Consider the following 13,265-nt stretch of genomic DNA (forward strand, 5'->3'; position numbering starts at 1 on the left):
GCGATTTCCTCTTAACCCGGCAGTCCTGAACTGGTAGGAAGCGATCAAACGGGCCCCGCCGCGTCGCGCGGGCAGCCGGGATGCACCTCAACCCGCATGAACGTCCGGAAGCTTCCGTCGACTTCATCGCTTCAGGCAAACAACAAATGACACCCAAAGACAAGCCAAAGCGCGGCGGAGCAAAGCCCTTCCAGCGCGCCACGAAACCCGGATCAGAGGCCCGTGGCAAGGCGCCCGGCAAGCCCGCCTTCTCCGCCAAGGCCGGCCTGAACCCGCGCGAGCCCAAGGCGCCCCGCGGCGACGAGAAGCCTGCGGCAAGGCCCCCCGCCAGGGTCGCGGCGGCTCAGGTGGATGCAGCCGTCTCCAAGCCGGAACGAATCTCCAAGATTCTCGCTCGGGTTGGCGTCGCTTCCCGCCGCGACATCGAGCGCATGATCATGGAAGGCCGGGTGCGACTGAACGGCGTGGTCCTCGAAACGCCGGTCGTCAATGTCACCCTGGAGGATCGCATCGAGGTCGATGGCGAGCCGATCCGCGGCATCGAACGCACGCGGCTGTGGCTCTATCACAAGCCTGCCGGCCTGGTGACGACAAATTCCGATCCCGAAGGTCGCCCGACGGTCTTCGAGAACCTGCCGGAGGACCTGCCGCGGGTCCTGTCGATCGGTCGCCTCGATATCAATACCGAGGGCCTCCTGCTTCTCACCAATGACGGCGGTCTTTCGCGCGTTCTCGAACTTCCGACCACCGGTTGGCTGCGCCGCTATCGCGTGCGCGCCCATGGCGAGGTCGATCAGGCCGCTCTCGACAAGCTGAAGGAAGGCATCGCCGTCGATGGTGTTCTCTACGGTGCGATCGACGCCACGCTCGACCGCCAGCAGGGCCACAATGTCTGGATCACCGTCGGACTGCGCGAGGGCAAGAACCGCGAGGTCAAGAACGTCCTCGGCGCGCTGGGCCTCGAGGTCAATCGGCTTATCCGGATTTCCTATGGTCCCTTCCAGCTGGGCGATCTGCCCGAAGGGCAGGTGGTCGAGGTGCGCGGCCGCATGCTGCGCGACCAGCTGGGTCCTCGCCTGATCGAGGAAGCCAAGGCCAATTTCGATGCGCCGATCTACAAGGAGACGGCCGGCGAGGAGCCCGAGGCCGCGACCACGCGCCCGGCCGCCCGCGAAGACAAGCCGCGCACCGGCGGATGGTCGCGCGAGCACCCGGCCAGCCGGCAGGATGGCAGGCGCGAGGACCGCGGCGCACGATCGGGATCGGGCAGCGGCCCGCGCGACGATCGAGGCTCGGGCGAAAAACCGAAGAAGCGGCCGCCCATGGGGACGTCGCGCACGGCCAATGTATGGATGGCGCCCGGCGCACGTCCCACCACCGACGCCAAGGGAAAGAGAAGCTCCGCCCGGGCCGAGGCGGAAAAGCTGTTCGACAAGCCGAAGGCACCGGAAGACCGCCGCGTCGTCGTGAACCGCGCGGCCGAGGACAGCGACTGGATCCGTGCCGAGACACCCGCTCGCGACGACAGGGGCGATGATGGAAGGCGCAACCGTCCCACAGGCAACCGTCCCACAGGCGATCGTCCCACAGGTGATCGTCCCAGGCGCGGCGAGTTTTCCCGTGGCGAACGCGAATTCTCCGGCCGGCCGAGAGGGGAGCGTTCGTTCTCCGACAAGCCCCGTGGTGATCGCAAGCCACGCGAGGAAGGCGATCGCCCACGCGGCCGGGCATTTTCGGATGACGCAAGGAGCGATCGTCCCCGTGGCGACCGTCCCCGGGGCGACCGGCCGTTCGGCGACAGGCCCCGCGGCCCGCGCGCAGACGGTGACCAGGCCCGTGGCGACCGTCCCCGTGGCGATCGTCCCCATGGAGATCATCCTCGCGGCGACCGCCCTCAACGCGACAGACCGGCGGGTGACCGCTCCTTCGCGGGCAGGCCGAGCGACGGCAAGCCCGGCGGTGGAAAGTCCTTTGGTGGCAAGCCCGGCGGTGGAAAGTCCTTTGGTGGCAAGCCGGGTGGCGGAAAATCCTTTGGTGGAAAGCCGGGCGGTGGCAAGCCGGGCGGCGGAAAACCGGCGGGCGGGCGCGGCAAGCCTGGCGGCGGTGCTGGCAGGCCGGGTGGGCGTCCGGCCGGTGGCAAGCCGCGGACACGAGGATAGCGACCGATGCGCATCGTCGGGGGTGAATTTCGCGGCCGGACCCTGGCCGCGCCGAAATCCAACGACATCCGGCCGACCATCGACCGGACCCGCGAAAGCCTGTTCAACATCATCGGCCACGTCTATCCGGAGGCCTTGCAGCAGACGCGGGTGATCGATCTTTTCGCCGGCACCGGCGCGATCGGCCTCGAGGCGCTGTCCCGGGGCTGCCGGCACGCCCTCTTCGTCGAAAACAGCGTCGAGGGGCGGGGCCTGCTCTGGGAGAACATCGACCATCTCGCCCTGCATGGACGGGCGCGCATCCTGCGACGGGACGCGACGAAGCTCGGCCCGATCGGCACGATCGAGCCGTTCCAGCTGCTTTTCGCCGATCCGCCCTATGGCCGCGGCCTCGGCGAAGCGGCGATGCTCGCCGCGCATTCCGGCGGATGGCTTGCCCCGGGCGCGCTTGCGGTTCTTGAAGAACGCGCCGATGTTGCGCCCGCCGTCGATCCCGTCTTCCGGCCGCTCGAACAGCGCCTGTTCGGCGACACACGCATGCATTTCTTCCGCTACGAGCCCGGCTGAGTCGAGCGATGAACACCAAGCTCGCTCTTGCGAATGCCAGGGTCGAGAAGGACGGGCGAGACCTGACCTTCGCGGTGGCCTTCGGCGCCGGCGGCGCGCGCGGGCTTGCCCATGCTCACGTGATCGATACGCTCGACGAACTGGGGATACGCCCGGTCGCGATCGCCGGCTCCTCCATGGGCGCCATCATGGGGGCCGGAATGGCCGCCGGAATGAAGGGCGCCGAAATCCGCGCCTATACGCTCGAGACGGTCGGCAATCCTGCAACGCTCGCCAACCGGCTCTGGTCCCTCGGTCCCTCGTCCATGCGTGGCAGCGACGGCGGTTTCCGCTTCGGCCAGTTCAATATCGAGCACGTTCTGAAAGCTCTCCTGCCGGACGCCATTCCGTCTGATTTCGAAAGTCTCGGCATCCCGCTGAAGGTGATCGCGACGGACTATTACGGTCGCTCCGAAGTCGTGCTTGAAGAAGGTCCGCTCCACCCCGCACTTGCTGCTTCGGCGGCGATCCCCGGCATTTTCATGCCGGTCACGGTGAACGGTCGTATCATGGTCGATGGCGGGATCTTCAATCCGGTGCCTTACGACCACCTGATGGACCTGGCGGACGTGGTCATCGGCGTGGATGTCGTCGGCGCCCCGGAAGGCGACGGCCTGTCGCCTCCGAGCCGCATGGACAGCGTCTTCGGCGCCAACCAGTTGATGATGCAGTCGACCATATCGTTCCAGCTGAGGCTGCAGCCGCCGCATGTCTTCCTGCGGCCGCCGGTCAATCACGTGCGGGTTCTGGACTTCCTCAAGGCAAAGGACATCTTCGACCACACCGCGCCGGTGAAGGACGACCTGAAGCGCGCGATCGACGCCATCCATCTGGCCGCCGGGGCCTAGCAGAGGGTTCGCACCGCCCATGCGAGGCCGCCGTTCCGACATGCCGGACCGCGAGAATCGCCGCTTGAGCCTTGATGCCTCCCCGGTCCCACAATAAATGGTGCCGCAACGAAAGGTACACGATGACCTCCGCAATCAACTCCCAGGATCTTCTCTCCCGCGCCAGCCAGCTGATCGATCTCGCCAGGGCGGCCGGCGCCGACCAGGCGGATGCCGTGGTCGTTCGCTCCCGCTCCCGTTCGGTCAGCGTCCGGCTCGGCAAGGTGGAGGGCACGGAGTCCTCGGAGAGCGACGATTTCGCGCTGCGCGTCTTCGTCGGCGGTCGCGTTGCAAGCGTCTCCGCCAACCCGGGCTTCGACATGAAGGTCCTTGCCGAGCGCGCGGTTGCCATGGCCCGCGTCTCGCCGGAAGATCCCTACGCCTGCCTCGCCGACGAGAAGGACCTGGCGAGAAATTATCCCGACCTGCAGCTGTTCGACCCGACCGAAGTGCCGACGGAGCACCTGCGCGAGGCCGCGCTTGAGGCGGAGCAGGCTGCCCTCGATGTCCCCGGCGTCTCCAATTCCGCCGGCGCCGGCGCCTCCGCCGGCATGGGAGGGCTTGTCCTCGTCACCTCGCACGGCTTTTCCGGCAGCTACATAGCCAGCCGGTTCGGCCGCTCGCTGAGCGTCATCGCCGGCGAAGGCACGAAGATGGAGCGCGACTACGACTTCGACAGCCGGCTCTACTTCGCCGACCTGGACGATGCCGCAACGATCGGCCGGCGCGCGGGCGCGCGGGCCGTCAAGCGACTGAACCCGCGCCAGGTGGAGACGGGCAGCAACGTCACCGTGGTCTTCGATCCCCGGATCGCCCGCGGTTTCGTCGGCCATATCGCCGGAGCGATCAACGGTGCCGCGGTCGCGCGCAAGACGAGCTTCCTGCGTGACCGCATGGGCCAGCAGGTGCTGAAGTCCGGCCTCAACATCACCGACGACCCGCTGGTCGTCCGGGGTTCCTCCTCGCGGCCTTTCGACGGCGAGGGTGTCTCCGGCGAGCGGCTGGTGATGATCGAGGACGGGGTGCTGAAGCACTGGTTCCTGTCGACGTCGACGGGCCGCGAGCTCGGGCTTCCGACCAACGGACGCGGCGTTCGGGGCGGCAACTCCGTCACGCCGGCCTCCACGAACCTCGCGCTCGAGCCCGGTGATATCGCGCCCGAGGACCTGATCCGCGGCATCGGCAACGGCTTCTACGTGACGGAACTGATCGGCCAGGGCGTCAACATGATCACCGGCGAGTACAGCCGCGGCGCAAGCGGGTTCTGGATCGAGAACGGTGAACTCGCCTATCCCGTCTCGGAGGTCACCATCGCGTCCAACCTGAAGGACATGTTCATGCGCCTGACGCCGGCCAGCGATATCGACCGGAAATTCGGCGTCGCGTCGCCCACCATCGCGATCGAGGGCATGACGCTGGCAGGACGTTGATCCGATGACCACCGGAGAGCACGACTGGCAAGCCGATCTCGACCTCATCCGCAAGGCAGCCGTCGAGGCGGGTGAGGTTGCACATTCCTTCTTCGGACGTTCTCCGGAGGTCTGGTGGAAGAACGAGGGACGTTCCCCCGTCAGCGCGGCGGATTTCGCCGCCAACGAGCGCCTTGAAAAGCTCCTGACCGCCGCTCGGCCGGACTACGGCTGGCTGTCGGAAGAGACCGATGACGACAATGCGCGGCTTTCGCATGAGACGCTTTTCGTCGTCGATCCCATCGACGGTACCCGGGCCTTCATTGCCGGCGAGCGGACCTGGTGCGTCTCCGTCGCGGTCGTCCACGGGGGGCGGCCCGTCGCCGGCGTCCTGGTCGCCCCGGCGCTGAACGAGGAGTTCTGCGCCAGCCTGGATAGCCCGGCGCTCCGCAACGGCGAGGCGATATCCGTATCCCGCCCGGATCCCGAACTTCCCCTCACGCTGGCCATCTCGGAGGAACTGCTCAGGGCCCTTCCGGCATCACAGACCCAGGCGATCCGCCGGGTGCGGCACATCCCCTCGCTTGCCTACCGGCTGGCGCTGACCGCCGATGGCCGGATCGACGGCACGATCGTCAGGAAGAATTCCCATGACTGGGATCTCGCGGCAGCGGATCTCATTCTCGAGCGTGCCGGCGGCCGGTTGCTCGATGCGACCGGCCACCCGCTTGTCTACAACCGCCAGAGCGTGAAGCACGGAATGCTCTATGCCGGGGCTGGCCCGGCTCTGGACAAACTGTCCAGGTTCATGCCAGACGAACGGGCGGATTGACGCTTTTCCCCGCGCCGGAAAGATCGCGGGGAGACGAACCGAAGGAACTGACGATGACCGAAGCTACCGAGAAGAAACAACTCCTGCACCTGGTATTTGGCGGCGAACTGTCCAGCCTCGAGGGCGTGCAGTTCAAGGACCTGAACAATCTCGATATCGTCGGTATCTTTCCCGACTATGCCAGTGCTCTCGCGGCATGGCGCTCGAAGGCGCAGCAGACCGTCGACAACGCCCAGATGCGTTATTTTATCGTCCACATGCACAAGCTCCTCGAACCGGAAGCCAAGGGCTGACAGGCTCAAAGCAGGGGATATCCGGTCGCGGCGGCTGGATGCGTCAGCGCTTCTGCTCCATGATTGCCGGCGCCATTTTGACGTATTTCTAACCGACTAGACCAGTGCCGGCCTAACGGAGGACTTTTCACCATCAGCGGACACGAGCGGCGATCAGGGACGGGCGTGATAAGCAAGGCTCTGGCGCGTCTGGCGCTTTCGGGCTACCGCGTGGCCGGCATTCTCGCATATCCGTTCGCCAGCCCCTTCCTTGCCTACAGAAGCTGGAAAGGCAAGGAAGACCGTGCGCGCCGCTCGGAGCGGCTTGGCCATGCCAGCCGGCCGCGTCCCCAGGGGCCGCTCGTCTGGGCCCATTCGGCGAGCGTCGGCGAGACGCTTGCGCTCATCCCGCTGCTGCGCGAACTCGGGCGTCGCGACATCCACGTGCTCCTGACCACCGGCACCGTCACCTCCGCGGAACTGGTCAGGAACCGGCTGGGAGACCAGGTCATCCACCAGTATGTGCCGCTGGACCTGAAGTTCTCGGTCAAGCGCTTCCTCTCCCACTGGCGGCCCGATGCCTGCATCACGGCGGAATCGGAGATCTGGCCGACGACGCTCCTCGAACTCCACCGGCGCAAGATCCCGCAGATAACCGTGAATGCGCGCATCTCCGACCGGTCCTACGAGCGCTGGCAGCGCCACGACACGATCGCGGAAGCCCTTTTCGGGAGGATGTCGCTCGTCGTCGCGCAGTCGGACCTCGATGCCGAACGGTTCAGGGATCTGGGCGCATGGCCGGTCCTCGTCTCCGGCAACCTGAAGGGTGATACCGACCCGCCCCCTTGCGATCCGGCGGCGCTCCAGCGCTATCGGAGCGAAATCGGCGAACGCAAGACATGGGCCGCGATCTCGACCTTCGCGGGCGAGGAAAGGGCCGCGGCCGGCATTCACAGGGCGCTCAAGCCGCGAAACGGGCAGCTGACGATCATCGTCCCGCGTCATCCCGAGCGGTCCGACGAGATCGAGGAAATGCTCAAGGCCCAGGGCCTCGTCGTCGCAAGGCGCTCCCGCAACGATCCGCTGACCCCCGAAACCGACATATTCCTCGGCGATTCCATGGGCGAGATGGGACTTTATCTCCGCCTCACCGAACTCGCCTTCGTCGGCCGGTCGCTGATAGGAGAGGGCGGGCAGAACCCGCTCGAACCCGCCATGCTCGGCTGTGCGGTCCTGTCGGGAAGTCACGTCCAGAATTTCAGGGATGCCTATGCCAATCTCGTGCGCAAGGGCGGTGCCCGGCTGGTGCGCGACGTCGAGATGCTGGCCAAGGCCGTCCACTACCTGCTTTCCAACGATGTCGCCCGCCGCAAGATGATCGACGCCGGCCAGGACACGATCAACGACATGCGCGGCGCGCTGTCGATCACGGTCAAGGCGCTCGAACCCTACATCAATCCGCTGACCGTCAGCGCAAGGCTGCAGCCGAAGGCGGCGACGGCCCGATGACCGCCCGATGACCGCCCGATGACCGCCCGATGACCCGTGCCAGCTTTCCCGGCATTGCCGGTATCCTGTTCGACAAGGACGGTACGCTGATCCGCTATGACGAGAGCTGGGGCCCGGTGAACCGGGAGGCGGCCCGCATCGCGTCAGCCGGCGATCCGGACCTCGAGCCGAGGCTTCTGCTGGCTGCCGGCATGGACCCCGTATCCGGACATACCCGTGCCGACAGCCTGCTTGCGGCAGGCAATGCCGCGGAGATTGCGCTTGGTTTTGCAGCCGCCGGTTCTCCGGTCGATGCTGCGGAACTGACGGTTCTTCTCGACGACCTGTTCCTGCGGGCCGTGGACTACGCCGTCCCCGTGACGGACCTTCGGCTTCTGTTCGGGAGGCTGAAGGCGCGTGGCCTCAAGATCGGCGTCGCCTCCAGTGATAACGAGGCGTCCATCCGCCACACGATCGCACGGTTCGGGATCGAAGGCTGCGTCGACTTCGTCGCCGGCTATGACAGCGGCTTCGGAAGCAAGCCGGAGCCCGGCATGCTGCTCGGCTTCTGCGCGACGACCGGTCTTGAGCCGCGCCAGGTGGCGATGGTCGGCGACAACCTGCACGACCTTCACATGGGCCATGCCGCCGGCGCCGGCCTGAAGGTCGGCGTGCTGACGGGAACCGGCACACGGGAGACGCTTTCGCCGATGGCGGACATCACCATCGACGATATCACCGCGCTGACGGGCCTCCTGCAGGCCTAGCGCCGCAGCCCGGGCTTGCCTTTTTGCCGCCATTCCCGTTTCTGTGCCTCTGATCGACTGGCATCTTGGGAGTTTTGCGTATGGTATCGGAAGCGCCGCCTTTCTGGTGGACCAAGGCGGATTGGCGCGCTTGGGCGCTCGCCCCGCTCTCCTATGTCTATGGCAGGGTCGCCGGCAGCCGGATGGCCAGGGCAAGCCGCGAGGGCGTGCCGGCACCGGTTCTGTGCGTCGGCAATTTCACCGTCGGCGGCGCCGGAAAGACGCCGACCGCGCTCGCCCTGGCGCTCGCCGCCCGGGAGAAGGGCTATACACCGGGCTTCCTCAGCCGCGGCTATGGCGGGTCGCTGGACGTCACGACGCTCGTAGACGTCGAGCATCACAGGGCAGCGGCAGTAGGGGACGAAGCGCTTCTGCTCGCCCGGGCCGCGACCACCGTCATCTCGCGCCGCCGGCTCGATGGCGCCCGCAGGCTGATCGCCGAAGGGGTCGACCTCATCATCATGGACGACGGTTTCCAGAGCGCCCGGCTGGCACTCGATTTCGCACTCATCGTCATCGACAGCGTGCGCGGCATCGGCAACGGGCACCTGGTTCCCGGCGGCCCGGTGCGCGCCCCGCTCGCGGAGCAGATGCGTCACCTCTCGGCCATCCTGAAGGTCGGCAATGGCGACGCAGCCGACCAACTCGTCCGCCTGGCCGCGCGGGCCGGCAAGCCGGTCTATGTTGCGGCGCTCAGGGCACGGCCGGCGCCGGACCTGAAGGACCGGCAGGTTCTTGCCTTTGCAGGGATTGCCGATCCGGAGAAGTTCTACCGCACCCTGGAGGGCCTGCAGGCGCGCATCGTCGTCAAGCGGTCCTTCCCCGACCACCACTATTTCGGCGATGACGAACTGGCGGACCTGTTACTGGAGGCAGACCGGCAGGGACTGCTTCCGGTCACGACGGCAAAGGATGCGGCAAGGCTCGTGGGTTTACAGGGCGCTGCCGGGAAACTTCTGGAGAGGGCACGGATCGTGGAGGTGGACATGACCTTCGACGATCCGAATGCTCCCGGCAAGATCATCGACCTTGCCGTCGCCAATTACCAGCGTCGACGATTGCAGGAAGGCCAGCCGTCGGGCCGCCTGGCTCGTCAGGCCTGACGGGCCTGGATCGGCAGGGCGCCGGCGCGCTTGTCGGCCTCCAGGGATGCTGCCGCATCCACATAGGCCTCCTGGCGGGCCACGCTCCAGTAGCGCAGTTCGTCGAGGGGAATGTGCGCGCCCGTGATGGCGCAGACGACGTAGGCGCCGGACGCGACGATCTGGTAGTCGCCGTCCAGGTAGCGAATTTTCGCCTCCCGGCTGCCGCTTCCTTCGAACCGGTTCATCTTGGTCTCCTGGGGAACATCATCCTGCTCTATCGCGCCGATCGGGCGAGCGCCAGTCTCAACTGCGCCCGAACAGCCGTTCGATGTCGGATAGCTTGAGCTCTATATAGGTCGGGCGGCCATGGTTGCATTGGCCCGACCCCGGTGTCGCTTCCATCTGCCTCAGAAGGGCGTTCATCTCTTCCGGCCTGAGCCTTCGCCCCGACCGGACCGAGCCGTGGCAGGCCATGGTGGCGGCCACGCTCTCGAGCTTGCCCCTCAGTCCCTCGGCCGTATTCCACTCGGCGATCTCGTCTGCGAGGTCGCGCACGAGGAGGGCTGCGTCGATCTCTCCCAGCATCGCGGGTGTCTCCCGCACCGCGACCGCGCCCGGGCCGAACCGCTCGATGGCGAGGCCGAAGCTGTCGAGTTCGGTTGCATGCGCCATCAGCCGGTCGCATTCCTCCTCGGGCAGGTCGACGATCTCCGGGATCAGCAGCGCCTGGGAGGCGAGGCGTCCCGCGTCGATGGCCTTGCGCATGGCTTCGAAGACAAGCCGCTCGTGGGCGGCGTGCTGGTCGACGATGACGAGGCCGTCGTCCGTCTGGGAGACGATATAGTTCTCGTGAAGCTGCGCCCGGGCAGCACCGAGACGATGGTTGGCCGGGTGCACGGGTGAGGGCGTATCCTCCGCCGGCCACCGTCCCGCCGGCGGGTCGAATGTCTCGGTTCGCCCCGACGGGACGGTAAGGCTTTCGAACGCCACCTGTGGCCCCTGCGAAAACCCGCTGACGAAGTCGAGGGGGCGGGAAGGAGACTGGGCCGCCTGCCACGGTGCGGCCGGCTGCTCCATGCCGGTCCTGAACGCGCGCATGAGCCCGTGGCCCCCGGTGGTCGATGCGCGGCTCCCCTCGCGGGCGAGGGCCTCGCGGATGGCCCCGACGATCAGGCCGCGGACGAGGCCGGGGTCGCGAAAGCGGACATCGGCCTTCGCCGGATGAACGTTGACGTCGACGAAGGCCGGATCGAGCTGGATGGAAAGGACCGCGACCGGATAACGCCCGGCCGGTACCGTTTCCGCATAGGCGCCGCGGATGGCCGAAAGGATCAGCTTGTCCTGGACCGGGCGGCCGTTGACGAAGGCGTACTGATGTCCGGAATTGCCGCGATTGAACGTCGGCAGGCCGGCATAACCCCTCAACGAAACCTCCTCGCGCTCGGCGTCGATCTCGATCGAATTGTCGCGGAATTCGGCGCCCAGGATCTGCGCGATGCGGCCGAGCGGGTCGCCGCCAGTCGCCGCCAGTTCCAGCGTCGAGCGATCCGAGCCGGAGAGCACGAAGCGGATCGACGGAAACGCGATCGCCATGCGCTTCACCATCTCGGTGATCGCAGCCGCCTCGGCGCGTTCGGATTTCAGGAACTTGAGCCGGGCGGGCGTCGCAAAGAACAGGTCGCGCACCTCGACGACGGTGCCTGTATTGGCCGCTGCCGGTCGCACCGGCGACATCCGGCCTCCCGCCACCGTGACCTGCGCGCCTTCCGGATCGCCCTGCCGGCGGCTGGTGATGGTGAGCTTGGCGACCGATCCGATGGAAGGAAGCGCTTCGCCGCGAAACCCGAGCGTGCGGATGTCGTCGAGCGTGTCGCTGATCTTCGAGGTACAGTGGCGCCTGACCGCGAGGTCGAGATCCGTCGCGTCCATGCCGCATCCGTTGTCGGTGATGCGCAAGAGGCTCTTGCCGCCGGCCGCGGTGGCGATCTCGATGCGGGTGGCGCCGGCGTCGATCGCGTTTTCGATCAGTTCCTTCGCGGCGCTTGCAGGGCGCTCGATGACTTCGCCCGCAGCGATTTGGTTGATCAGGGTTTCGGGAAGCTGTTTGACGGGCATGTCGCCATAATTCCGGATTCGGAGGCGGTTGAGAAGTCCCAATTCCCCTCGGGTGGCATGCGGGAAGGACCCGCGCCGGTGCTGGCTGAGCACATAGAGCATCGGCGACCTCGGCGCCAGAGCGGGTGGATCGACATGCTCCAACCTGCCACCCGGCAATGCAGGTTTGTTAAGGTTTCTGACGCATCGTGACCGAATGTGTACAGAGTGTCGGGTTTTGCCATGACGTCGGCCGGGAAGCTGTTGCCGCAGGCCAGCCAGAATGAACTGCAGGCAATGGCATACAGCGATCCGCTTACGGGCCTCGGCAATCGGTACCGGTTGCGCGACAAGGTCCGCCTGCTGGCCGCCGAACGCGCCCAGGATCCGGCCCCCTTCACCATCTGCATCGCAAACCTCGACGGTTTCAAGCCGATCAACGACCTATTCGGCGTCAATGCCGGCGACGAGATCCTCTGCCAGGTGGCCCATCGGCTGAAGGCCTGCATTCCGGAAGGCGCCACCGTCACCCGTCACGAAGGCGACGAGTTTGCCTTCGTCCTGCCGCTGGTCTTCGAGAGAACCGGCGCGGAGCGGATCGGGCAGATGATCAGGGACGTCCTGTCGGCACCCTACGACCTCGGTGACCGGAACGTGCGCCTTTCGGCCTCCTTCGGCTTCGCCATCTACCCCTTCGCGGGCGAAGAGTTCGAGGACCTGCTGAAAAGCGCCGAGACCGCGCTCTATCGCTCGAAGCGCCGGGGCAGGGGGCAGATCACCGTCTATTCCCAGGAGATCGCGCTCGAGATGAAGCGTGCGACGCAGCTGGAACAGGCACTGCGCACGGCCGTCATCGCCGATGCGGTCGACGTGCATTTCCAGCCGATCGTCCGGCTGGAGGATGGTGCGGTCCTCGGCTTCGAGGCGCTCGCGCGCTGGATAGACGCCGACCTCGGCTTCGTCTCGCCGGCCGTCTTCGTGCCGCTCGCCGAGGAACGCGGCTTCATCGACGCCCTTTCCGAAACCCTGTTGAGGAAGGCGGCGGAGGCGGCGCTCTCGTGGCCGCGCGACCTCTTCCTGTCGTTCAACCTTTCATCCGTGCAGCTCATGGACCCCGGCACGACCGATGTCGTTCTCTCCATCCTCAATCGGGTCGGCCTTCATCCCGCCCGGCTCGAACTGGAGATCACCGAGACCGCTATGATGACGTCGGCCGAAACCGCCCACCGGATCATCACCGATCTCCGGGCGGCGGGCGTGAAGATCTCCCTCGACGACTTCGGAACGGGACAGTCCAGCCTGGGCCGTCTTCGCGAGTTCACCTTCGACAAGGTGAAGATCGACCGGGCCTTCGTCTCGCAGATCACCACCGACCGTACGTCGGAGCACATCGTCAAGGCGATCATCGCCATGTGCGACGGGCTGGACCTGCAGGTCGTGGCGGAGGGTATAGAGGAGCAGGCCGACGCGGAGAAGCTGAGGACTCTTGGCTGCGGAATGGGGCAGGGCTATTACTACGGCAGGCCCGCCGATAGTGCCGCGACCCAGCGCTACCTGCAGGAGCAGGAACGGCACCTGGCCGTTGCGCGGCGGTGATTCTCACATCCGTTGGATCGGATCGCCGACG

The 13,265-nt window shown here is 66.6% G+C and carries 12 protein-coding genes; 10 read left to right on the forward strand and 2 right to left on the reverse strand.

Features of this window, described 5'->3' with window-relative positions; translation table 11 throughout:
- The first annotated feature begins 146 nt into the window (after positions 1 to 146).
- From ACWGPT_RS17090 to lpxK, 9 genes are all read left to right on the forward strand, one after another.
- Positions 147 to 2,159: a pseudouridine synthase gene (locus tag ACWGPT_RS17090; protein ID WP_452606832.1), complete on the forward strand. Its 2,013-nt coding sequence runs from the start codon at positions 147 to 149 to the stop codon at positions 2,157 to 2,159.
- A 6-nt stretch (positions 2,160 to 2,165) separates the two neighbouring features.
- Entirely contained in the window at positions 2,166 to 2,726 is a 561-nt protein-coding gene (rsmD, locus tag ACWGPT_RS17095) for a 16S rRNA (guanine(966)-N(2))-methyltransferase RsmD (RefSeq protein ID WP_452606833.1), read from the forward strand.
- An 8-nt stretch (positions 2,727 to 2,734) separates the two neighbouring features.
- A complete protein-coding gene (locus ACWGPT_RS17100) occupies positions 2,735 to 3,613 on the forward strand; it encodes a patatin-like phospholipase family protein (RefSeq protein WP_452606834.1) in 879 nt (292 codons plus the stop codon).
- Positions 3,614 to 3,735: 122 nt separating this feature from the next.
- Entirely contained in the window at positions 3,736 to 5,082 is a 1,347-nt protein-coding gene (locus ACWGPT_RS17105) for a TldD/PmbA family protein (protein ID WP_452606835.1), read from the forward strand.
- 4 nt (positions 5,083 to 5,086) lie between these two features.
- Positions 5,087 to 5,893, forward strand: a complete 807-nt coding sequence (locus ACWGPT_RS17110; RefSeq protein WP_452606836.1) for a 3'(2'),5'-bisphosphate nucleotidase CysQ — start codon at positions 5,087 to 5,089, stop codon at positions 5,891 to 5,893.
- 53 nt (positions 5,894 to 5,946) lie between these two features.
- Positions 5,947 to 6,186 (forward strand): DUF4170 domain-containing protein, encoded by a 240-nt coding sequence (locus tag ACWGPT_RS17115; protein WP_452606837.1) that lies wholly within the window; start codon positions 5,947 to 5,949, stop codon positions 6,184 to 6,186.
- Positions 6,187 to 6,354: 168 nt separating this feature from the next.
- Positions 6,355 to 7,674, forward strand: coding sequence for a lipid IV(A) 3-deoxy-D-manno-octulosonic acid transferase (waaA, locus tag ACWGPT_RS17120; protein ID WP_452606959.1), 1,320 nt, complete (start codon positions 6,355 to 6,357; stop codon positions 7,672 to 7,674).
- Positions 7,675 to 7,703: 29 nt separating this feature from the next.
- Positions 7,704 to 8,420 carry an HAD family hydrolase gene (locus tag ACWGPT_RS17125; RefSeq protein ID WP_452606838.1) on the forward strand — a complete coding sequence of 239 codons (717 nt, stop codon included), beginning with the start codon at positions 7,704 to 7,706 and terminating at the stop codon, positions 8,418 to 8,420.
- A gap of 80 nt (positions 8,421 to 8,500) precedes the next feature.
- Entirely contained in the window at positions 8,501 to 9,562 is a 1,062-nt protein-coding gene (gene lpxK, locus ACWGPT_RS17130; protein WP_452606839.1) for a tetraacyldisaccharide 4'-kinase, read from the forward strand.
- Here lpxK and ACWGPT_RS17135 read toward each other — a convergent pair.
- Together ACWGPT_RS17135 and mutL are read right to left on the reverse strand one after the other, a co-directional pair.
- Entirely contained in the window at positions 9,553 to 9,789 is a 237-nt protein-coding gene (locus ACWGPT_RS17135; protein ID WP_452606840.1) for a DUF2093 domain-containing protein, read from the reverse strand. The genes lpxK and ACWGPT_RS17135 overlap by 10 nt on opposite strands.
- A 58-nt stretch (positions 9,790 to 9,847) precedes the next feature.
- Positions 9,848 to 11,659 (reverse strand): DNA mismatch repair endonuclease MutL, encoded by a 1,812-nt coding sequence (mutL, locus tag ACWGPT_RS17140; protein ID WP_452606841.1) that lies wholly within the window; start codon positions 11,657 to 11,659, stop codon positions 9,848 to 9,850.
- A gap of 222 nt (positions 11,660 to 11,881) precedes the next feature.
- Between mutL and ACWGPT_RS17145 the strand changes: the two genes are divergently transcribed.
- Positions 11,882 to 13,234: a putative bifunctional diguanylate cyclase/phosphodiesterase gene (locus tag ACWGPT_RS17145; protein WP_452606842.1), complete on the forward strand. Its 1,353-nt coding sequence runs from the start codon at positions 11,882 to 11,884 to the stop codon at positions 13,232 to 13,234.
- Positions 13,235 to 13,265: the final 31 nt, after the last annotated feature.

This window comes from Pseudorhizobium sp. NPDC055634 (assembly GCF_053618655.1).

Coding starts and splice junctions, on each gene's coding strand:
- mutL (WP_452606841.1), bottom strand. CDS start 11,659: ATGCCCGTCAAACAGCTTCCCGAAACCCTGATCAACCAAATCGCTGCG.
- ACWGPT_RS17105 (WP_452606835.1), top strand. CDS start 3,736: ATGACCTCCGCAATCAACTCCCAGGATCTTCTCTCCCGCGCCAGCCAG.
- ACWGPT_RS17110 (WP_452606836.1), top strand. CDS start 5,087: ATGACCACCGGAGAGCACGACTGGCAAGCCGATCTCGACCTCATCCGC.
- ACWGPT_RS17090 (WP_452606832.1), top strand. CDS start 147: ATGACACCCAAAGACAAGCCAAAGCGCGGCGGAGCAAAGCCCTTCCAG.
- lpxK (WP_452606839.1), top strand. CDS start 8,501: ATGGTATCGGAAGCGCCGCCTTTCTGGTGGACCAAGGCGGATTGGCGC.
- ACWGPT_RS17145 (WP_452606842.1), top strand. CDS start 11,882: ATGACGTCGGCCGGGAAGCTGTTGCCGCAGGCCAGCCAGAATGAACTG.
- ACWGPT_RS17135 (WP_452606840.1), bottom strand. CDS start 9,789: ATGAACCGGTTCGAAGGAAGCGGCAGCCGGGAGGCGAAAATTCGCTAC.
- ACWGPT_RS17115 (WP_452606837.1), top strand. CDS start 5,947: ATGACCGAAGCTACCGAGAAGAAACAACTCCTGCACCTGGTATTTGGC.
- ACWGPT_RS17100 (WP_452606834.1), top strand. CDS start 2,735: ATGAACACCAAGCTCGCTCTTGCGAATGCCAGGGTCGAGAAGGACGGG.
- ACWGPT_RS17125 (WP_452606838.1), top strand. CDS start 7,704: ATGACCCGTGCCAGCTTTCCCGGCATTGCCGGTATCCTGTTCGACAAG.
- rsmD (WP_452606833.1), top strand. CDS start 2,166: ATGCGCATCGTCGGGGGTGAATTTCGCGGCCGGACCCTGGCCGCGCCG.